This is a genomic window from Oceanicaulis sp. (assembly GCF_965284345.1).
GTDB lineage: Bacteria > Pseudomonadota > Alphaproteobacteria > Caulobacterales > Maricaulaceae > Oceanicaulis > Oceanicaulis alexandrii_A.
In genome coordinates, this window is record NZ_OZ260073.1 from 1,832,198 (window position 1) to 1,852,544 (window position 20,347).

General features: G+C 62.6%; 13 protein-coding genes. 9 read left to right on the plus strand and 4 right to left on the minus strand.

Annotation, left to right across the window (positions count from 1 at the left end; translation table 11 throughout):
• Genes ACQ66J_RS08975 through ACQ66J_RS08990 form a run of 4 tightly spaced genes read left to right on the plus strand, consistent with a single transcriptional unit; the run spans window position 1 to window position 6,178 of the window.
• Window positions 1-1,974 (plus strand): biotin carboxylase N-terminal domain-containing protein, encoded by a 1,974-nt coding sequence (locus ACQ66J_RS08975; protein WP_430431348.1) that lies wholly within the window; start codon window positions 1-3, stop codon window positions 1,972-1,974.
• Window positions 1,975-1,978: 4 nt separating this feature from the next.
• Window positions 1,979-2,857: a 3-keto-5-aminohexanoate cleavage protein gene (locus ACQ66J_RS08980; protein ID WP_430431349.1), complete on the plus strand. Its 879-nt coding sequence runs from the start codon at window positions 1,979-1,981 to the stop codon at window positions 2,855-2,857.
• A gap of 23 nt (window positions 2,858-2,880) precedes the next feature.
• Window positions 2,881-4,710: an AMP-dependent synthetase/ligase gene (locus ACQ66J_RS08985; protein ID WP_430431350.1), complete on the plus strand. Its 1,830-nt coding sequence runs from the start codon at window positions 2,881-2,883 to the stop codon at window positions 4,708-4,710.
• The gene (locus ACQ66J_RS08990; protein WP_430431351.1) at window positions 4,691-6,178 is read left to right on the plus strand and encodes a flavin-containing monooxygenase; all 1,488 of its coding nucleotides are present in this window, start codon (window positions 4,691-4,693) and stop codon (window positions 6,176-6,178) included. The genes ACQ66J_RS08985 and ACQ66J_RS08990 overlap by 20 nt, the downstream gene beginning before the upstream one ends.
• Here the strand turns inward: ACQ66J_RS08990 and ACQ66J_RS08995 are convergent.
• A complete protein-coding gene (locus tag ACQ66J_RS08995; protein ID WP_430431352.1) occupies window positions 6,175-7,104 on the minus strand; it encodes an alpha/beta hydrolase in 930 nt (309 codons plus the stop codon). The genes ACQ66J_RS08990 and ACQ66J_RS08995 overlap by 4 nt on opposite strands.
• A 155-nt stretch (window positions 7,105-7,259) precedes the next feature.
• Between ACQ66J_RS08995 and ACQ66J_RS09000 the strand changes: the two genes are divergently transcribed.
• On the plus strand, window positions 7,260-8,405 hold the full coding sequence (locus ACQ66J_RS09000) for a pentapeptide repeat-containing protein (RefSeq protein WP_430431353.1): 1,146 nt from the start codon (window positions 7,260-7,262) through the stop codon (window positions 8,403-8,405).
• Here the strand turns inward: ACQ66J_RS09000 and ACQ66J_RS09005 are convergent.
• Window positions 8,402-9,337, minus strand: a complete 936-nt coding sequence (locus ACQ66J_RS09005) for an alpha/beta fold hydrolase (RefSeq protein ID WP_430431354.1) — start codon at window positions 9,335-9,337, stop codon at window positions 8,402-8,404. The two genes, ACQ66J_RS09000 and ACQ66J_RS09005, sit on opposite strands and share 4 nt — an antisense overlap.
• Window positions 9,338-9,407: 70 nt before the next feature.
• Here ACQ66J_RS09005 and glpK point away from each other — a divergent pair, with 70 nt between their 5' ends.
• The 4 genes from glpK (at window position 9,408) to ACQ66J_RS09025 (ending at window position 15,884) form a co-directional block, all read left to right on the plus strand.
• Window positions 9,408-10,889 carry a glycerol kinase GlpK gene (glpK, locus tag ACQ66J_RS09010; RefSeq protein ID WP_430431355.1) on the plus strand — a complete coding sequence of 494 codons (1,482 nt, stop codon included), beginning with the start codon at window positions 9,408-9,410 and terminating at the stop codon, window positions 10,887-10,889.
• A gap of 98 nt (window positions 10,890-10,987) precedes the next feature.
• On the plus strand, window positions 10,988-12,331 hold the full coding sequence (gene hemN / locus ACQ66J_RS09015; protein WP_430431356.1) for an oxygen-independent coproporphyrinogen III oxidase: 1,344 nt from the start codon (window positions 10,988-10,990) through the stop codon (window positions 12,329-12,331).
• A 124-nt stretch (window positions 12,332-12,455) separates the two neighbouring features.
• A complete protein-coding gene (gene thrS / locus ACQ66J_RS09020) occupies window positions 12,456-14,297 on the plus strand; it encodes a threonine--tRNA ligase (protein WP_430431357.1) in 1,842 nt (613 codons plus the stop codon).
• A 126-nt stretch (window positions 14,298-14,423) separates the two neighbouring features.
• Window positions 14,424-15,884: a S41 family peptidase gene (locus tag ACQ66J_RS09025; RefSeq protein ID WP_430431358.1), complete on the plus strand. Its 1,461-nt coding sequence runs from the start codon at window positions 14,424-14,426 to the stop codon at window positions 15,882-15,884.
• Here the strand turns inward: ACQ66J_RS09025 and ACQ66J_RS09030 are convergent.
• The gene (locus ACQ66J_RS09030; RefSeq protein WP_430431359.1) at window positions 15,874-19,164 is read right to left on the minus strand and encodes an efflux RND transporter permease subunit; all 3,291 of its coding nucleotides are present in this window, start codon (window positions 19,162-19,164) and stop codon (window positions 15,874-15,876) included. The genes ACQ66J_RS09025 and ACQ66J_RS09030 overlap by 11 nt on opposite strands.
• Complete coding sequence (locus ACQ66J_RS09035; RefSeq protein ID WP_430431360.1) at window positions 19,161-20,321, minus strand: efflux RND transporter periplasmic adaptor subunit; 1,161 nt, start codon at window positions 20,319-20,321, stop codon at window positions 19,161-19,163. The genes ACQ66J_RS09030 and ACQ66J_RS09035 overlap by 4 nt, the downstream gene beginning before the upstream one ends.
• Between the last annotated feature and the right edge of the window lie 26 nt (window positions 20,322-20,347).

Here is a 20,347-nt window from a genome sequence, read left to right on the forward strand (position 1 = left end):
ATGGCTGAAACGCCCTTCAACAGCGTGCTGGTCGCTAATCGTGGCGAGATTGCTGTCCGTGTGCTGAACGAAGCGCGCGATAGTGGCCGAACGGCCATCGCCGTCTATTCCGAAGCGGACGCTGGCGCCTTGCATGTGCGCGAAGCGGACCTGGCGGTCTGCATCGGCCCGGCCCTTGCCAGCGAAAGTTATCTCAATATCGAAGTCGTGCTGGATGCGGCCCGAAAAACCGGCGCCGAGGCGATTCATCCTGGCTATGGGTTCTTGTCAGAAAACGCCGCTTTCGCCCGCGCAGTGATCGAGGCGGGGCTGGTCTGGATCGGCCCGCCGCCCGAAGCGATTGACGCCATGGGCGACAAGGCGCGCGCCAAGGAGCTGATGATCAAGGCGGGCGTGCCGACCCTGCCGGGCTGGCAGGGCGCGGATCAATCGGACGCCAATCTGAAGGCTGAGGCGGACCGGATCGGCTATCCGCTCCTGATCAAGGCGGTCGCGGGTGGCGGCGGTCGCGGCATGCGCATCGTCCGTAAAGCGTCCGAGTTTGATGAAGCTCTGACGTCTGCCCGTCGCGAAGCGAAATCCGCCTTTGGCGATGACGCCGTCCTGATCGAGAAATTCGTCGAGCGTGGCCGCCATGTGGAGATCCAGGTCTTCGCGGATCAGGCTGGAAACACCATCCATCTGGGCGAGCGCGATTGCTCGGCCCAGCGGCGCCGTCAGAAAGTGATCGAGGAAGCGCCGTCCCCGGCGGTCGATCCGGATCTGCGCGCACAGATGGGCGCGGACGCCGTCGCGGCGGCGAAAGCCGTGGGATATGTGGGCGCGGGCACGGTCGAGTTCCTGCTGGAAGAGGGCGGCGGGTATTATTTCCTCGAAATGAACACCCGGCTTCAGGTGGAACATCCGGTCACGGAGGAAGTCACCGGAACCAACCTCGTTCAATGGCAGTTTGAAGTGGCCTCCGGCGCGCCGGTGCCGCTGAGCCAGGATGAGGTTTCGCTGGACGGCTGGGCCATCGAAGCCCGGCTTTACGCAGAAGACCCCTATAACGGTTTTGCCCCGCAATCGGGCTTGATCCTGTCTTATGACGGGGATGTCTCCAGCGCTGGCGGGCGTGTGGATGCGGGCGTTGAAACCGGCGGACGGATCGGGACCGACTACGACCCGATGGTCTCCAAAGTCATCGGCACGGGCGCCAGCCGTAAGGAAGCCATCGCGTCCTTGCGCGCGGCCTTGATGGATGACCCGCTTCTTGGTGTGACCACCAATCGTGATTTCCTGCTGGCTCTGCTGGACGGCGAACCTTTCCGTCAGGGTGAGATCTGCACCGCTGATCTCGATCTTTGGGCGGAAGAGGGCGCTGGTCCCTTCGCCAAGCCAGCCCCGGATCGCCGCGCTATTGCGCTCGGCGCGGCGCTCTTCGGCGCGGCCCCTCAGGGCGTGCTCCGGTCAGGTTCCGTCAGCCGGTTTGATCTGCCTTTGACGGTCAATGGCGAGCTGATCACCGTGCGGCTCGAGCAGACCGGCCCGGATGCGGTCAATGTCGGGTTCGAGGGCGAGGATGTCGCCAGCCTGGTGACGCTGTTGGGCGAAGACACGCCCGGCGAGATCGCGTTCCGTCTGGACGGCGTGGACGCCCGCGCCCAGGTGGCGCGCTCAGGTGACGGCGCGCTTCATATCGCCTTGGGTGCGCAGATCCTTGTGCTGGAAGAGGCTTCGCCCTGGGGCGCGGACGCGGCGTCTGACCCGTCCAGGATCACAGCCCCTGTCTCCGGCGCCGTGGTGGCGGTGAACGTCAAACCCGGCGACCAGGTGAAGGTGGGCGACGTTCTGATGGTGATGGAAGCCATGAAGATGGAGATGCGCCTGACCGCGCAAGCGGATGGCGAAGTCGCCGCCGTCAACGCCCAACAGGGCGGGCAGGCCGCGAACGGCGCTGTTTTAATTGAACTTGATATAGAAACGCAGGAGTAGACCGATGGATAAGGCCGTGCTGACCTGCGCGCTCAACGGCGTGCTGACAAACCCGAAGACCCATCCCGTTCCGGTCACCCCTGATCAGATGGCCGCCAGCGCGCGCGAAGCGTATGACGCCGGCGCTAGTGTCATGCATGTCCATTACCGCATGCAGGACGAAGATCATGGCCATTTCCCCAGCTGGGATCCAGACGTGGCCGCCAGCATGGTGGATGCGATCCGCGCCGCATGTCCCGGCGTGATCATCAACTCCACCACCGGCATTGTCGGCCCCGACGTGTCCGGTCCTGCCGCTTGTGTGAAGCGCGTAAAACCTGAAATCGCGGCGTGCAACGCCGGATCGCTCAACTATCTCAAGCTCAAGCGCGACGGGTCCTGGGCCTGGCCGCCGATGATGTTCGACAATCCGGTCGAGAAGGTTCAGGCCATGCTCGACGCCATGGCGGATGTCGGCGCGCACCCTGAGTTTGAGTGCTTTGACGTGGGCATCGTGCGCTGTGTGAACATGTATATCGAGAACGGCATGGCGCCGTCCGCCCATTATAATTTCGTGATGGGCGTCGCCTCGGGCATGCCGGTGGATGCGCGGCTTCTCAAATTGCTGCTCGACTACAAGCGCGAGGGCGATCCATGGCAGACCACCTTGATCGGACGCCAGGAAATCTGGCCCGTTCACCAGGCGACCGCCGATCTTGGCGGTATGCTTCGCACCGGACTTGAGGATACCTTCTATCTGCCTGATGGCGAACGCGCCACGGGCAACGGAGCCTTGATCGAGGCTTTGGCGCAGTGCGCCCGGAACGCCGGGCGTGAGGTCGCGTCGCCTGCTGAGGCGCGCGAAATTATGGGCCTGAACGCGGCGGAGACCGCTCATGCCTGACATGTTCTTTAGGGAGGAGACGCATGGAGGCGCGCGCGAGTGATTTGCCCCGTATAGGGGCAGACAACTGGTATCCGTCCACCCCGGCCCGATTGCTGGAAAAAGCTGAAACGCGAGGCTCAGACCCCGCCTATGCCGTGCGGCAGGGCGAGGGCTGGGCCTATACGACGTGGTCGGACTATGCCCGTGAGGTCCAGGCCGCCGCCCGTGCGCTTGTCGCGTTGGGGCTGGGCGAAGACGAGACCGTCGCCATTCTGGGCTATAACCGCCCCGAATGGACGATCATGGCCATCGCCGCGATGATGGCGGGCGGTCGGCCGGCGGGGGTGTATTGGACCAGCGCTCCGCCCGAAATCGCCTATATCCTGCAACACTCCCAGGCGCCCGTGCTGCTGGTTGAGACCGCCGAGCATGTGGAGCAGGCGCTTGAGCTGAAAGCGGAATGCCCGGCGCTTGAGCACATCATCGTCATGGATGGCGCAGCGGGTGATCATGCGGATGTGCTGAGCTGGGCGCAATTCATGGCGCTGGGCGTGGAGGATCACCACGATGCGGTCAGCGCCCGCATGGCGGCGATCAACGAAAGCCGGGTCGGCTCGCTGATCTATACCTCCGGCACCACAGGACCGCCCAAGGCGGTGATGCTCAGCCATGGCAATATTTCCTGGAGCGCCGCAAAGCTCAGCGAGATGTTCAAGGCCCAGCCCGGCGACCGGACCCTGTCTTATCTGCCGATCGCCCATGTGGCCGAGCAGCAATCGAGCGTCCACAACCATGTGATGAGCGGGGCGATTATGCATTTCGCCCAGTCCATGGAGACCTTGGCCGACGACCTGAAGGCGTGCCGCCCGAACGTGTTTTTCGGTGTGCCGCGGGTCTGGGAGAAGATGTCTGAAACCATCCGCGCGCGCCTGTCAGAGGCCACAGGCGTCAAGGCGTCGCTGGCGAAATGGGCGATGGACGTAAACCGGCAATGGCATGACGCCGAGCTGGATGGCCGCTCACCCTCTCCCTTAATCGCTTTGCAAAAACCTCTGGCCAATGCGTTGGTGATCAAGAAGGTGCAGGCGGCTCTGGGGCTTGAAGACTCACGGTTGCTGATATCCGGCGCGGCGCCGATCAGTCCCGAAGTGCTGCGCTTTTTCACCGGGCTCGATCTGCTGATCTGTGAGGGTTACGGCCAGTCAGAAACCAGCGCCCCCACGGCGTTCAGCATGCCCGGCTCTGTCCGGATCGGTTCAGTCGGCAAGATGATTGACGGCATGGACGCGCGAGTTTCCGAAGAAGGCGAGCTTCAGGTGCGCGGGCCAAACGTCTTCGCCGGCTACATGAACAATAACGAGGCCACCGAAAACACCTTCACCCGCGACGGCTGGATGAAGACCGGTGATGTGGTGCGCATTGACGAGGACGGCTTTGTCTTCATCACAGGCCGGATCAAGGACATCATCATCACCTCGGGCGGCAAGAACATCACGCCCGCCAACCTTGAAACCGATCTGATGAATGCGCCGCTGGTGGAGCATGCCGTCGTGGTCGGGGATGCGCGTCCTTATCTCAGCGCATTGCTGACCTTGAGTGAGGACGCTTTGGCGGACTTCGCCTCCAAGCAGGCCTTAAGCGTCAAAGAGGCGCGCCAGAGCGAGGCGCTGCAGGCGCACTTGCAGGCGGCGGTCGATGAGATGAACGAGCGCTATGCCCGGGTTGAGAATATCCGAAAATTCCGGGTGCTCGACGCGCCGTTGAGCGTTGAGACAGGGGAGCTGACGCCGACCTTGAAAGTCCGGCGTAATGTGGTGACCGCTCGCAATCAGGCCTTGGTGGACGCGATGTATGCCGAAGCCCATGACTGAGGCGGGCGCGCTCGAGCGCACAGACGTTCTCATTATCGGGGCCGGCATGTCTGGCCTCGCCATGGGGCGCCAGCTCAAACGGGCCGGGGTCCAAGACTTCCTTATCGCGGAACGCGCCGACGGGCCGGGCGGGGTGTGGCGCGCCAACGCCTATCCCGGCGCGGCGTGCGACGTGCCGAGCCATTTGTATTCCTACTCGTTCTTTCCCAATCCGGACTGGAGCCGGAAATTCGCGCCGCAGGCCGAGATCAAGGCCTATTTCGAACGCGCCAGCACAGCGTTCGGACTGGAGCCGCACATCCGCTACGGTAAAAGCGTCCGTGCACTGACTTATGAAGGGGTTGAAGGCGTCTGGCGTGTCGCGTTTGAGGATGGCGGCACGCTCATCGCGCGCGCTGTCATCAGCGCCGTAGGGCAATTGTCAGAGCCGTTTTCGCCAGAGTTTGAAGGGCGTGATCAGTTCAAGGGCCAGATCGTGCACACGGCTGAGTGGACGCCGGACGTCGACATGACGGGCCAGCGCGTGGTGATGATCGGCAGCGCCGCCAGCGCCATTCAAGTCCTGCCGCACGCGGCGAAGGCGGCGTCAGAGCTGGCGGTGTTCCAGCGCACGCCGAACTGGATCATCCCCAAGCCTGACCGGGCCTTTACGGGCGTGGAGAAATGGCTGTTTCGCCATCTGCCCGGATATCATTGGCTCTATCGCATGGGCAGTTTCGCGCTGCATGAGCTGCGCTGGCCAGCCTTTCGGTCGGGCGGTCTGGCGGCCGCCTATACGCGCCGCCGTCTGACCCGCCGGATCAAAACCCAGGTCGATGACGAAGCGGTGCTTGACCAAGTGCTGCCCGATTATGCGCCGGGGTGTAAGCGCATCCTGCTCTCCAATGATTTTTTTGAAACCCTGAACCAGCCGCACGTGCGTCTGGTGACTGATGGGGTGCAGCGCTTCACCCCGACGGGTGTGATGACGGCGAGCGGCGAGGCCATCGACGCTGATCTTGTGATCCTGGCCACAGGGTTCAAGGCGACAGAGTTTCTACCCAATCTGGATGTCATAGGCAGAGACGGGCAGAGCCTGAAAGACGTCTGGGGCGATAGCCCCACTGCGTATAAAGGCGTCGCCCTGTCGGGGTTCCCCAACCTCTTCACCCTGTACGGGCCAAACACCAATCTGGGACACAATTCGATCATCTTCATGATCGAACGCCAGACAGAGTTTGTCCGTCGTCAGATCATGCGGCTACTGACCGCGGATGCAATCAGCGTTGAAGTGAAAGCGGAGGCGCAATCGGCGTTCAACGCGCGTCTTCAAAAACGTCTCGACCAGACCGTCTGGGCGGGCGAATGCCCGTCCTGGTACAAAAGCCCGGACGGGATCATCGTCAGCAACTGGGCTGGTCCCGCCAGCCGGTATGCGCTGGCTTTATCGGGGCGGGACACCGACGCGTTTGCGCTCGAAGCGCCCTAGTTCGAAGACGGGGTCAGGATCGGTTCCGCCCATTGGGTCAAGCGATCCAGCGCCATATCCGCTTCCGGCAATAGCGGCGCGAATAACGGGAAGTCATGCCAGAGTGCGTCCCAGATCTCGCACTGGACGGCAACGCCCGCCTGTTCGAGCTTTTCTGCGAATCGAATGGAGTCATCGCGCAGGATTTCCGCATCTCCGGTCTGAATGAAGACCGGCGGAAAACCTGAAAGGTCGGCGAAGAGCGGCGAGGCTTCCGGGGTGTCGGCGGGCGTGTCTTCGAGATAGAGCGCCGCGCCGGCCGCCAGCCAGTCCGGCTTGAGCATCGGATCGGACTTGGCGCGCGTATGCGTGCTCTCGCCGCTGGCCGTCATGTCCGTCCACGGAGAAATCAGATAGACGCCCTGTGGCAGGGGGCGGCCATGCTCGCGCTGTCGCAATATGCTGGCCAGCGCCAAACCGCCGCCGGCACTGTCGCCCGCGATCAGGACCGGGCCGTCGCTATGCGTCATCGCCCAGTTCAGCGCGGCTGCGCCATCATCCACAGCACAGGGAAACACATGTTCAGGCGCCAAGCGGTAATCGACGGAGACAGCCTTGATCTTCAGAGCCTTGGCCAGACGGGTCACCAGCGGGCGGTGGCTTTTGGGCGAGCCCAGGCAGTATCCGCCACCATGCAGGAACAGCAATAATCCGGGTCGATGATCGTCGGGTGTGAAGCTCAGCGCGTTCAGACCGGCGAGTGTCGTGCTTTCAATCTTGACGTCATCCGGCGTCGGCAAACGGTCCGCACCCGCGTCCATGCGCTTGCGGGCGATCTGCCTGGGGTTTTCAGGCGACATCACCGTCTTGCCGGCGGTGCGCGCCATGTGCCGCGCCAGAAGTCGCCGGAGGCTGACGGCGCCCTGTTTGGAAACCCGTTCGATCACGCTGCTCTCCTCCCATGTCCTGACAAATAGCCTTCCCGTATTTTGTCGATATGACAAGCACTTCATAGATGTATCACCCGGATCTCAATCAGGCGTAGAACGGAACATTAATTTCAACCACGCAGACTAAAGGCTAATGCTTGGGAGAGACTGGAATGCCATTGGACCTGTCGGTCATCGCGGCTCATGAGTCGTTCATCGCAGGTCGGGCGGGCGGCTGCCGCGCCTTTTTCCGGTTTCAGGATCTTGCGGGCGCGTCCTTGATGAAGCGCAAGCTCGACGGCATCGAGTTCATTGGATGCGATCTCTCTGAATCAAACTTTGCTTTGGCCTCGCTGGTGACGGCCTCCTTTTACTGCTCAAGCCTGAAGCGCGCCGATCTGCGGGGCGCGGATTTGTCTCGCGCGGATCTGCGGGGCGCGATCTTGCGCGGCGCGGATCTGTATCGCGCCAATCTGGACGGCGCGGATTTTCGCAAGGCGGTGCTGTACAAGGATGAGCGCGACGCCGAGTTTAAACAGAACGACTGGGTTGTTGATGCGGAGGGCGATGGCCGTGATGGCGCCGTGGATTTCCGCGACTGCACGCTAAGAGGCGCGCGACTGAGCGCAGCCAAGCTTAAAGGCGCAGACTTTTCTGGCGCCATGCTCGACGGCGCCAAACTCAATCAGGCCGATCTGCGCGATGCGAATTTCGAAGGCGCAGTCCTGACGGGCGCAGACCTGAACGGCACGCGCCTTGACGGCGCGAACATGGAACGGGTCGTGCGCGATCCGGCGGCTGAGGCGATGGCCCGGGTTGAAGAGCTTCAACAAAGGCTCGAGCAGAGCGATTTGTACACACGCTCACGCGGCGAACAGGGCCAGCGCGGCAATTTTGAAGGCGAAGACCTGCGCGTTCTTGGTCAGGCTTTGCGCCAAAAAGGGCTGATCGGCGCCAATCTGCGCGGGGTTTGCGGCGTGGGACTCGATTTTTCAGGCGCTTCGCTCATTGGCGCTGTCTTCACAGGCTCTGATCTGCGCGGCGCAAATTTCACCGGCGCCAATCTGAAGGGCGTGAATTTCAAGGACTGCAATCTGAACCACGCCATCTTCAAATCTGCCGATTTGCGCGCTTTCACCGGCAATACTGGCCGCGCTTTCTTGCCGGCGTTTGATGGCGCGTCCACTCATGCAGCGCGCTTTGAAGGCGCCATGATGGATCGCGAAGCGCTCGGACTGACGCCTGCCGAAGACACTGTCTCCGTCTCGTCGTCAAAGCCCGAAGAAGCGCCGCTGCCGGGTGAGGTCAAAGCCTCCTAGCCTTGCTGGCGAGCCACGCGCTCCGCCCAGTCAGCGAAGTCCGATTGCGCCGTTTCATACCCGAGATCATTAAGTGTCTCGTGCCGCGCTTGCGGATCGCGCCGCATGGTCACGTCCGAGAAGCGCGCATTGTAAAGCCGTGAGGCGAGCACTTTGGCGGCCTGGCCCTTGTCGGTCGCGGGGTCTTCGCCGCCCGCCGCCAGATGGATGGCGAGGTCTGTGCGCATGGCGCGCAGCCGGTTTTCGCTCTCCCCCAGCTCGGTCCCCTCGATCAGATCACGCCAGAGCGAGATCGAGGCCGGCCAGCCGCACTCGGGATCATTGATATAGGCGTCCACTTCCTCTGGGATGCGCGACAGCCAGTCAAAATCGGTGCGGCGCCCTTTGACCTGCTTGCCCCAGGCCTTGAAGGTCAGGCCTTCCAGCCAGGTGGAGGCGGATTGGGGTTTCTTGAACAGGCTTTCGATATTGAGCACGGCGCGCATCAGGCCTGCCCGGCCGCCAATCGCCAGATTGGAATTCCAGACCGCAAGCCCTGAAATTTCGCCCTTGCGCTCCATGGCGTGATTCATCGCGACGACGCCGCCCATGGAATGCCCGAACACGATATGGGGCTGGCCGGGGAAGCGCGCCTTGAGATGGTCTTCCACCGCCAACGCGTCCTTGATGACCTTGGTCCAGCCCTTGGGCGCGCCGAACACGCCGCGCGGCGCGTCCTCGGCCGTAGTTTGCCCGTGGCCGCGATGGTCATGGGCGGCCACATGAAAGCCGCGGCCCGCGAGATAGGCGGCGAAGCGGGCGTAACGCGCGGAATGTTCGGCCAGGCCATGATGGATCTGGATCACGCCCAGCGGCTGAGCTTCGGCTTCTTGCACATGCAGGTGCAGGCTCGCGCCGCTGGGGCTCTCAAAAGTTTCCGCAACAAACGCCATGAGGGCATTCTCCATCCGGTCAGAACAGCTTAGCTTGACCTCTACCATAGACTGCCCGGAGCGTTTCACCATGTCCCGTCCTGCATTGCTGGCTCTTGATCAGGGCACGACGTCGTCGCGCGCATTGGTCTTTGACGAGACGGGGCGGGTCATCGCCACAGCCCAGGAAGAGTTCGCCCAAGGCTATCCCCAGCCGGGCTGGGTGGAGCATGATCCCGAAGTGATCTGGGCGACAGTGCTCTCAACCGCTCGCAAAGCCATGAGCGCCGCGGAGACGCAAGGCTGGGCGGTTCAGGCGATCGGCGTCACCAACCAGCGCGAGACGACTTTGGTCTGGGACCGGACAACCGGCCAGCCGATCCATAACGCCATTGTCTGGCAGGATCGGCGCACGGCGAAGACCTGCGCCAATTTGCGCGCTGAGGGCGCCGAAGCGCTGGTGCGCGACCGGGCGGGCCTGGTGCTCGATCCATACTTCTCCGCCTCAAAACTCGCCTATATTCTAGATAGCGTTCCTGGCGCGCGGGCGAAGGCCGAAGCGGGCAAGCTGGCATTCGGCACGGTGGATAGTTTTCTGATCTGGCGGCTGACGGGCGGGCGCGTTCACATCACCGACGCCACGAACGCCAGCCGCACCAGCCTTTACGCGCTGGAGGCGGCGGACTGGGATGAGGAGCTGCTGCGCCTGTTCAATGTGCCGCGCGCGGTCTTGCCAGACGTCGTGGACAGTGCGGGCCGGTATGGCGAGACCGAAAGCTCTATTCTGGGCCGGGCGATCCCCATTTGCGCAGCGGCGGGCGATCAGCAGGCGGCGGCGCTGGGTCAGGCTTGCCTGCATCCCGGCGAGGTGAAGTCGACATATGGCACGGGCGCGTTCTTGCTGGTGAACACCGGCGATGCGCCGGTCCGGTCTGAAAACCGGCTTTTGGCGACCACGGCTTGGCGCTTAAATGGCCAATCAGCCTTCGCATTGGAAGGCTCGATCCTGTCGGCGGGCGCGACCGTGCAATGGCTGCGAGACGGGTTGGGGATGATCGCGCGATCCTCTGAAATCGAAGCGCTGGCGCAAAGCGCGGACCCAGACTGCGGCGTCTATCTGGTGCCCGCCTTTTCAGGGCTCGGGGCGCCGCATTGGGATCCTGATGCGCGCGGCTTGTTATGCGGGCTGAGCCGTGGGGCGGGTCGGGCGGAGATTGCGCGCGCCGCGCTGGATTCCACCGTCTACCAGACCCAGGATCTTCTGACCGCGGTGGCCAGTGATGGGGTGGATGTGCGCACCTTGAAAGTGGATGGCGGCATGGCCGTCAATGACGCGCTGATGCAACGCCTGGCGGATATTTGCGCGGTCGAGACCGTCCGCCCGGTCAACGCTGAGGCCACCGCCTGGGGCGCGGCGTTTCTGGCGGGGCTGGGGATCGGGATGTTCTCGGAGCTGTCTGAAGCTGCAACGCTATGGCAGGCCGAGCGAGCGTTCGCGCCGCAGCTGGAAGACGCCGTACGCCAGCGCCAGATGGCGGGCTGGCATGACGCGGTGCGCCGCACGCTCAGCTAGGTCCTGCGACCGGTCGCCGCGTGCGACGTCGGGTCCTCTGCTCTGTCCAGGCTTCGCACGCTAAAGCGAGGCTATCTTGCACAGAGTTGGAGCCCGTCATGGCGTCCCGGATCAATACCTTGCTGCGCTATGGCCAACAGCGCAGCCCGCGTTACACCAGCTATCCCACCGCGCCGCATTTTCATACGGGCGTCGATGCGGCGGTCTATGGCGACTGGCTGGATACGCTGGATCGCGGCAAGCCGATCTCGCTCTATCTTCACGTGCCGTATTGCAAATCCCTGTGCTGGTATTGCGGCTGCAACACCCGCGCGACCACTCAGGACGGCCCGGTCGAGGCCTATCTGAAGGTTTTGCTGAAAGAGCTGACTCTGGTCGCGGATCGCTTGCCGGGCCGGATGACCGTGTCGCATCTGGCGCTCGGGGGCGGCACGCCCGCCATTCTGAACCCGGAGCAAATGGACCGCCTGATGAGCGCGATCCGCGACCGGTTTGATTTTGAGGCGGACGCCGAGCTCGCCATCGAAATCGACCCACGTCATTTCACCCGTGATGACGCCGAGGGCCTAGCGCGCAACGGTTTCACCCGCGCGTCTACGGGCGTGCAGAGTTTCGACCCAGCCGTGCAGCGCGCGATCAACCGCATCCAGCCTTATGAGCTGGTGGAGGCGGCGTTCAATCGGCTTCGCGAGGCCGGTGTGATGAAGATCAACGCGGACCTGTTGTATGGTCTGCCGCTTCAGACCGAAGACAGCGCCCGCGCCAGCGCAGAAGCCGCTGCGGCGTTGAACCCGGATCGTCTGGCGGTGTTCGGCTACGCTCATGTGCCGCACATGAAAGCGCACCAGCGCCTGATCAAGGATGAGGATCTGCCCGCCGCCAAGGCGCGCCTGAAACAGGCGGACGCCATGGAAGCCGCCCTGATCGAGTGCGGTTACGCCCTGATCGGAATTGACCATTATGCGCGCCCCGATGATCCCATGACGCGGGCGCTTGAAACCGGAACCCTGCGCCGGAATTTTCAGGGCTACACCACGGACAAGGCCGAGACGCTGATCGCGCTGGGCGCGTCCGCCATCGGCCAGGCGCCACAGGGCCATGTGCAGAACAAGGCGGATGTCCGCAACTGGATGCTCGATGTGGACGCCGGACGCCTGCCTGTCGGCAAGGGCGTTGCGGTGAGCCGCGAGGACGCCATGCGCGCCGCGATCATCGAACAGGTGATGACCTATCTCAGCGTGGATCCAGATGCGGTGGCGGCCTGCTATGGCTTGCCTGCGCCCCAAGCGGACCTTGAGGATTTAATTGCTTCAGGCGTGGTGACGATTGAGAGCGGCCGGATCCTGGTCAACCCGGCTTACCGTCCATTGGCGCGGCTCGTGGCGGCGGCGTTTGACGGCTATCTCGCGTCAAGCGAAGCCCGGCATTCGGTCTCGGTCTAGGAATTTGAAGGCGTGCGGCGCAGCAGGCTTTATGGACAGGCCCGAAGTGAGGATTTAAACGGAGATGAGCGTAATGTTCTTACGTTCATCCCAACCTCTTATTTGTCATAGAAGCCTGAAAATCATGTCGCAGGATAACATCCCGGTAGAGACGCGCCGTCACTCCGCAGCCCATTTGATGGCTGCGGCGATCAAGGACCTCTGGCCGAACGCCAAGTTTGGCGTGGGTCCGGCGACAGCCACAGGGTTTTACTATGACATCCAGCTCGAAGAGCCGCTGACGGTCGAGGATCTGCCCAAGATCGAGAAGCGCATGAAAGAGCTGCGCAAGAAGAAGAAAAAGTTCTACTGCGAAGCGCACGGCATCGACGAGGCCATCGATTACATGGCCAAGGAAGGCCAGGACTTCAAAGTCGAGCTTCTCAAACTGCTGCGTGACAAGGGCTCGACCGCCATCGCCAAGGAGACGGGTGATGAATCCGTCGCGGGCGAAGGCCTGGACGAGATCACTTTCTACCGCACGGGCGATTTCATCGATCTGTGCCGCGGACCCCATGTGGAGCATTCCGGCCAGGTGGGCGAATTCAAGCTGCGCTCCATCGCCGGCGCCTATTGGCGCGGCGACGCCAAAAACGCCCAGCTGCAGCGCATTCACGCTCTGGCGTACGAGACCAAGGACGAGCTTGAAGCGGAAGTGACCCGCCTTGAAGAACAGGCCAAGCGCGATCACCGCAAGATCGGCAAGGAGCTGGGCCTGTTCACCCTGGTGGAAGAGGTCGGCGCGGGTCTGCCCATGTGGCTGCCTGCGGGCAATGTGATCCGCGACGAGCTGGAAAAGCTCGCCCGCATCACCGAGCATCGCGCCGGCTATCGCCGGGTTTCCACCCCGCACATCACCAAGGGCGAGCTCTATCATCGCTCGGGGCATTTGCCGTTCTATGCGGACGACATGTATGCGCCGATCATGATCGACGAGCAGGAATACTATCTGCGCCCGATGAACTGCCCGCACCACCACATGATTTATGCGCACGACCAATGGTCCTATCGCGATCTGCCGGTGCGCCTGTCAGAATACGGACAGGTTTATCGGTATGAAGCGTCGGGCGGTCTGTCCGGCCTGATGCGGGTGCGCGGTTTCTGCCAGAACGATGCGCACATCTATTGCCGTCCCGACCAGGCCAAGGACGAGTTCCTGGACGTGATGCACATGCACGCGGACTATTACCGCCTGTTCGGCATTGATGATTTCTGGATGCGCCTGTCCCTGCCGGACATGGAAGATCTCGACAAATATGTCGATGACGCCGAGGGCTGGAAGACGGCGCTCGATATCCTCAAGCAGGCCATGGACGAGTCTGGCTATCCGTATAAGGAAGTTGAGGGTGAGGCGGCGTTTTACGGCCCGAAAGTCGACTTCATGGTGAAGTCGGTGGTCGGCACCGAATACGCCATTTCCACCAACCAGCTCGACTTCATGGCCACCAAACGCTTTGAGCTGGAATACACCGCCGCCGATGGCGACAAGAAGCCGGTCTATGTGATCCACCGGGCGCCGCTGGGCAGCCATGAGCGCTTCACCGCCTTCCTGATCGAGCATTATGCGGGCAAGTTCCCGACCTGGCTCAGCCCGACCCAGGCGGTGGTGATCCCGATTGCCGATCGCCATGAAGAGTATGCGCAAGCGGTGAAGGACAAGCTGTTCCTCGCCGAGGTGGATTCAGTAAACACCGGCGTCCGCGTCGAGGTGGATCTCGCCTCCGAGCGGATGCAGAAGAAAATTCGTAACGCCCAGAACCGCCAGATCCCCTACATGCTGGTGGTCGGCGACGCGGAAGCGGAAAACGGCGAAGTGGCCGTGCGTCACCGCGATCATGGCGATCTGGGCACGATGAAGGTCGACGATCTGATCGCCCGCATCGCCAAGGAGCAATCAGTCCGCGCTGATCTGCCCAAACCCGAATAGGCGCAAGTCGCTCTATCAGACATGAAAACGCCGGCCCTCGGGCCGGCGTTTTTCATTTGTAATGATCTGAGACCTCATGGCCGCCGTATAGTTTGGGCTTCGTAAAGTTCTTATTTGTAGGTCGCCATGCTCTTCTCACTTGCCGTTCTGACGCTTGCTGTCAGTCAAGCTGAGCCTTCTCTTGCGCAGTTCGCACCAGAAGAGGTCCGCGAAGACCTGGCCCTGGCGCGTGAAGCTTTGGAACGTCTGCATCCTGGGTATGATCGCTATACCGAGCGCGCTGAGCTGGACGCCCATTGGGCCGCTATGGCGCGTGCTGCGGAAGACGGGGCGGATTTACCAGAACTGTATCTGGGGCTCTCTGCGCTCTTGGCCGATATCCGGTGTGATCATACCAAGGCGGAGTTGCCTGACAGCGTTGAGCAGTCGCGAGAAACAGCGCCCACCTATCTGCCGATCCGCATGCGCCTGTTTGAGGGCCGGATGTATGTGGAGCATTTCGCGGAGGGGGTGGCGCTCGAGCGCGGCGATGAAGTGCTCCGCATTGATGGCGACCCGGTCTCAGACCGGTTGCAGGCTGCGCGCCGGTTCATGCCCGTCGATGGGTATACTGATCATGTGCGGGATGCGGAACTTGAACGATCCGGTGAATTCCTGGGCTCGGGCTTTGATCATTTCGACGCCTTGCTGAATCCTGATGATGATCAGGTCGTGCTTGAAGTTCGGCGCCCCGGAGAGCCTGGCGCCCGCACCATAACGCTGCCCCGTATTGGTTATGCACAGTTCCGGGCGCTGGGTGGAGAAGCACGATGGCGCAATTTTTCCGACCCGGATGCCGTTCGTATTGAGCGACCGGCAGACGGCGTCGCGGTGCTGAGCGTGGAAACGTTTGTGAACTACCGCACGCCTATCAGTCCCTATTCGGTCTTCCAGCCAATCTTTTCTGAGCTGAACGCAGATGGGGTTGAAACCCTGATCGTTGACTTGCGTCGCAATGGTGGCGGCTCAACCGAGGTGATGCAAAGCCTGCTCTCTTATCTCAGCTCGGAAACGCCGATTCAGCATACGTCCGAGATCTGGGTGACGACGATCGACTTTGAAGGATTGCGCGATCATATCCAGACATGGGATCCGAACGCCTTGTCGCCGAATCCCGATTGGTACCCTGAACGACCTGACGGACGTCGCGATGTTAGTGCGCGTGCCAATAATCAGACCAATCGCTTCGCTCGCGCCGGCGATGCCTTTGAAGGCGAGGTGATTATCCTGACCAGTCGGCGAAACGCCTCAGGGGTGACCCAATTATATGGCGTTCTGGCGGAACAATCCCGTGTCACCCTGGTTGGTGAACGAACAGGGGGGAGCCAGGAAGGGCCTACAGCGGGCGTCATCTGGTTCTTGAATTTGCCCAATAGCGGAATCGTTGTCCGCGTACCGTGGTTATACCAGCGCAGCGCCATGCAGAATCCAGAGTTTGGCCAAGGGTTCAATCCTGATGTGTTGGCTCCAGAAACCTATGAAAGTTGGCTTGAGGGGCGAGACCCCGCATTAGAGGCGGCCCTGGAGCTCGTCAGCGCTAGGCGCTAAGGCGTCGACGCCGCAAGACCCGCCAGCCGATAAACCCGCCGATAGCGGCCAGCACGATCAGTCCGATCAGCCCGGCGATATTGATCAGGACCAGCGCCACAACCAGGCCCACAATCCCCGCCAGGCTCTTGAGCGGCGCGCCGCGCAGATCGTCGATGATCAGCACCAGCGCAGGCAAGAGCATCAGGATGGAGATCGAGGCGAAGACCAGGCCCGCACCCAGCGACACCGCCATGGGCACCAGGAACTGGGCTTGCGGGCTTTGCTCGGCGATGATCGGCAAGAGGCCCAATGCGGTGGTCAGCGTTGTCACCAGGACCGGGCGAAAGCGGCGACCCGCGGCCTCGGCGATCGCGTCCACAGGCGACATGCTGCGTTCAGCCAGGTTGATATTATAGCGGTCGATCAACACGATCGAGGCGTTCACCACCACGCCGGACAGCGCCACCATGCCGAAAATGGACGGGAAGGACAGCGGATATCCAAGGATAAAATGCCCCAGGATCGCGCCGCCGATGCCGAACGGAATGGCGATCAGAATGATGATGGGCTGCACATAGCTGCGCAGCTGCGTGGCGAGCAGAGCGTACATGATCACGATGGCGATCAGCAGACCCTGGCCCAGGCTGGCGAAATCTTCAGCCTGTTCGCGCCCGGCGCCCGCCAGCGTCCAGCGCAGCTCGGGATATTGCTCCACCAGTTGCGGCAACATGACGGTTTCGACCTGCGCCCGGGCTTCGCCAGGGGTCAGGCGTGCTTCATCCACATCGGCGGTCACTTCCACGATGCGGCGTCCGTCAATGCGCTCAATCTGGGTATAGCTGCGGCTTTCGGTGAGCGTGGCGGCGACGCTGAGCGGCAGGCTCTGTCCGTCAGCGGTGCGAATGCGCAGATCGGTCAGGTCCGACAGGCCCACACGCTCGTCTTCGGGATAGCGCACAAAGACCCGCAGCTCGTCTGAGCCGCGCTGAATGCGCTGCACTTCTTCACCGAAGAAGGCCTGACGCACTTGCCGGGCCACATCGCGCGGGCTCAGGCCCGCCGCCTCGCCCGCAGGGGTGAGGGTGAAGTTGAGCTGGCGCTTGCCGATGTCGAGCCCATCCTCGATCTCGGACACGCCGTCGAGCTGGGCGAGAGACTCTGCGAGTCGGCGCACCGCCGCTTCCAGAGACGGGGTGTCAGGGTGGGACAATTCATAGGCGATATCTGAGTCTTGCGGACCAGCCGAGGAAATGATGGAGAGCTGCTCTACGCCCGCCAGCTGGCCGGTGCGTTGCCGCCAGAGCGCTTCAAGTTCGGACGAGCTGGTGGTCCGATCCGCGGACGGGGTCAGCTGGACCTGGATCTGGGCGGCGTTGGACGCGATGGTCGTGGTCGAGCTGGAGCCCGGCCCCCCGAACAGGCTGGTGCGGCCGCCGATTGTCGCTTCGATGGATTTGAAGACCGGTTCGCCGGTCTCGGCGTATTCGCGCTGGATGCTTTCCGCGGCGGCGATCATGTGTTCGGCGGCGTCACGGGTGGCCGCGAAGGGCGCCCCGTCGGGCAGGCTGATATCGGCGGTGATCTGTTCAGATTCAATCGCCGGGAAGAACACGAACCGGACGATCCCTGACGAGGCCAGAGACATCACCAGAACCAGGATGGCGATGCCGGCGGCCGCCACCAGCCAGCGCATGCGCGCCGCGAAGCGCGCCCAGCGGCTGACGGTTCCATCGGCGAAGGCGGTGAGAAGTCGGGCCACCCGGTCCTGAATCCGCGCCAGCGGTCCGCGCGACCAGTGTCCGCCATGCGCCAGGTGGGAGGGCAGGATCAAGAAGGCCTCGACCAGCGAGATCGCCAGGATCGAGATCACCACGATCGGAATGGGGCGCGTGATCTCGCCAAACGTGCCGCCTGAAAAGATCAGCGGGCCGAACGCGGCCATGGTGGTCAGAACCCCGACCAGAACCGGTGCGGCGACACCGGTGACCCCAGCGATGGCGGCGTCTTCGTCAGAGCGGCCTTTCTGGCGTTCGCGGTCGGTATTCTCGCCCACCACGATGGCGTCATCCACCACGATCCCCAGCACCACGATCAAGCCGAACGTCGTGATGAAATTCATCGTGACCCCGGCGATTCCGAACAGGGCGAATCCGCCCAGGAACGAGATCGGAACGCCCATGGACACCCAGAAGGCCAGGCGCAAATCGAGCACCAGAACCAGAAGCAGGAACACCAGTGTGAAGCCGATGATGGCGTTGCGCGCCAAGAGTGAAATCCGGTCACGGAAGATCTGGGATTGATCAACCACCAGCTCCATCTGCACGCCGGGCGGCAAGTCGAGGGCGTCCGCGAACGCCATTGCGGTGTTGCGCACGCCCAGAAGATCTTCAGACCCCTGGGTCTGGACATCAATGAAGACTGCGGGATGACCGTTGAAGCGCGAGATCAGCGGGTCTTCCTCAAACCCGTCATTGATTTCGGCCACATCGCCCAGACGGACCCGCGCCCCGGTTTCAGACGAGCGCAGGATGATGTTTTCAAACTCTGCGCCGGTCTCGCGCCGGGCGTTGGTGCGCAAAAGGATATCGTCGGCTTGTGTGCGGATTTCCCCGCCCGACAGGTCTACGGAGGCGTCGCGTACGGCGTTCGCGACTTCCGAGAAGGTCAGCCCGTACTGGCGCAGGGCGTCTTCGGAGACTGAAATGGAAATCTCCAGCGCCCGTACGCCGCGCAAACGCACGGTGGAGATGCCGTCAGCGGCCAGCATGTCGCGCTCGATGCGCGAGCCGGCTTCACGCAAGGACGCTTCATCCACAGTGCCGGTCAGCGCGAAGGTGAGAATGGTGGTGACAGGCTGAGGCACACGGATCTGGGGCTGCTCGGCGTCAGCGGGCGGAAAATCGGCGATGGCGGAAACGGCGGTCTCCACATCGTCCTTGACCACTTGGGCGTCGGCGAAGTCCTGCAGTTCGATGGTGACCGTGCCGCGGCCTTCCGAGGCGACCGAGCGGACCCGGTCCACGCCTTCCAGCCCGATCACGGCTTCTTCGATGCGGCGGGTGATGGAGTCTTCCACATCTCCGGGCGTTGCGCCGGGATAGATGACCGCCACCTGCACATTGCGGGGCTGAAGGGTGGGAAACACCTCTGTCTGCAGGGTGAAGGCTGTAATGCCGCCGCCCAGAAGAAACAGGACCATTAAAAGGTTGGCCGCAACGGGGTTGCGGACAAACCAGGTGATCAAGCCTTTGCCGGGCCAGGTTGAGTGCGCGGAAGGGGGCAGAGCTGGCTCGGTCACTGAGCCGCCCCGTCAGCGGTAAGAATGTTAGCACGGCGTCCCAGAGCGTTTTCAGGGACGGGGGTGATGATCACGCCCTGCCCGAAATCGAAGGGGCGGAGAAAGACCTGGTCGCCGACGCGATCCAGCACGACGACCTCGATCTCCTCGATGCGGCCGTCACGCACGATCCGGACCTGGTTCAGCCCTGCGAGTGCGGAAGCGGGCGTCACGACGCTCTCCTCCAGATCCGGTCCAGAGACCCGAACATCAACAAACTGCCCGGGGCGCAGGGCGTCTGGAGACGCCGGCTCGATGAACAGGTCGATGAAGCGGGTGCGCGCGTTCAAGCTGGCGCCCTCTCGAACGATCTCACCTTGAAGGTTCAAGGCGCTTTCTCCGACCGAGAGGTCGGCCAGACGCCCCACAGCCGGGGTTAGGCGTTCCAGATCGGCTGGGGCGATCGGAGCGATGATCTCAAGGCGGGCTATGTCATAGACCGAGCCATAATTTTGACCGGCGCTGACCAATTGCCCCGCTTCGACGCGGCTTTCAATCACACGGCCGCGGAAGGGGAAACTGATCGCGGTGCGTTCAAGATTGAGGCGGGCCTGGGACAGGTCGGCTTGGGCGGAGGCGACACGCGCCCGGGCGGCGGCCAGTTGCGGCTCGCGGGCGGCGAGGGGCGTGATCTCTCGATTGGGGTATTCGCGGCGCCATTCCGCGCGATTGATCTCAGCTTCAGCCTCAACTTGGTCGAGCGCGCTGCGTGCATCGGCGAGGCTGGCCTGTGCGCGAGACACCGCCACTTCGTAGTCACGCGGGTCGATGCGAAACAACACCTCATCCGGCTCGAAATGAGCGCCGGCGCGCACCGCCTCCGACACCTCAATGACGCGCCCGCCGACTTGCGGTGTCAACGTAACGTCAGACGGAGAGGCGACGGATCCGGTCAGAGCGATTTCGACCTGATGGGCGGCTTGCGTGGGGCGGATGATCTGTACGGGTGTGGCCGCGCGTTCAGGAGCGGCCTGGGGCTCACGCCCGCCGCCAGACGACAAGACGGCTGTCATGATCATCGCGAGTACGATGACCGCAATAATCACGGCGATCTGTATCCAGCCGACCCAGCCTGATTTCTCCGGCTCGGCCCCATCCTGTTTGGTCGAGGTCTGCATGCCCAACCAATCCCCTTAATAAACCC

Bases quoted from the DNA above. Each gene is read 5' to 3' on its own strand.
- ACQ66J_RS08975 (WP_430431348.1), top strand. From the start codon at position 1: ATGGCTGAAACGCCCTTCAACAGCGTGCTGGTCGCTAATCGTGGCGAG.
- ACQ66J_RS08980 (WP_430431349.1), top strand. From the start codon at position 1,979: ATGGATAAGGCCGTGCTGACCTGCGCGCTCAACGGCGTGCTGACAAAC.
- ACQ66J_RS08985 (WP_430431350.1), top strand. From the start codon at position 2,881: ATGGAGGCGCGCGCGAGTGATTTGCCCCGTATAGGGGCAGACAACTGG.
- ACQ66J_RS08990 (WP_430431351.1), top strand. From the start codon at position 4,691: ATGCCGAAGCCCATGACTGAGGCGGGCGCGCTCGAGCGCACAGACGTT.
- ACQ66J_RS09000 (WP_430431353.1), top strand. From the start codon at position 7,260: ATGCCATTGGACCTGTCGGTCATCGCGGCTCATGAGTCGTTCATCGCA.
- ACQ66J_RS09005 (WP_430431354.1), bottom strand. From the start codon at position 9,337: ATGGCGTTTGTTGCGGAAACTTTTGAGAGCCCCAGCGGCGCGAGCCTG.
- glpK (WP_430431355.1), top strand. From the start codon at position 9,408: ATGTCCCGTCCTGCATTGCTGGCTCTTGATCAGGGCACGACGTCGTCG.
- hemN (WP_430431356.1), top strand. From the start codon at position 10,988: ATGGCGTCCCGGATCAATACCTTGCTGCGCTATGGCCAACAGCGCAGC.
- thrS (WP_430431357.1), top strand. From the start codon at position 12,456: ATGTCGCAGGATAACATCCCGGTAGAGACGCGCCGTCACTCCGCAGCC.
- ACQ66J_RS09025 (WP_430431358.1), top strand. From the start codon at position 14,424: ATGCTCTTCTCACTTGCCGTTCTGACGCTTGCTGTCAGTCAAGCTGAG.
- ACQ66J_RS09035 (WP_430431360.1), bottom strand. From the start codon at position 20,321: ATGCAGACCTCGACCAAACAGGATGGGGCCGAGCCGGAGAAATCAGGC.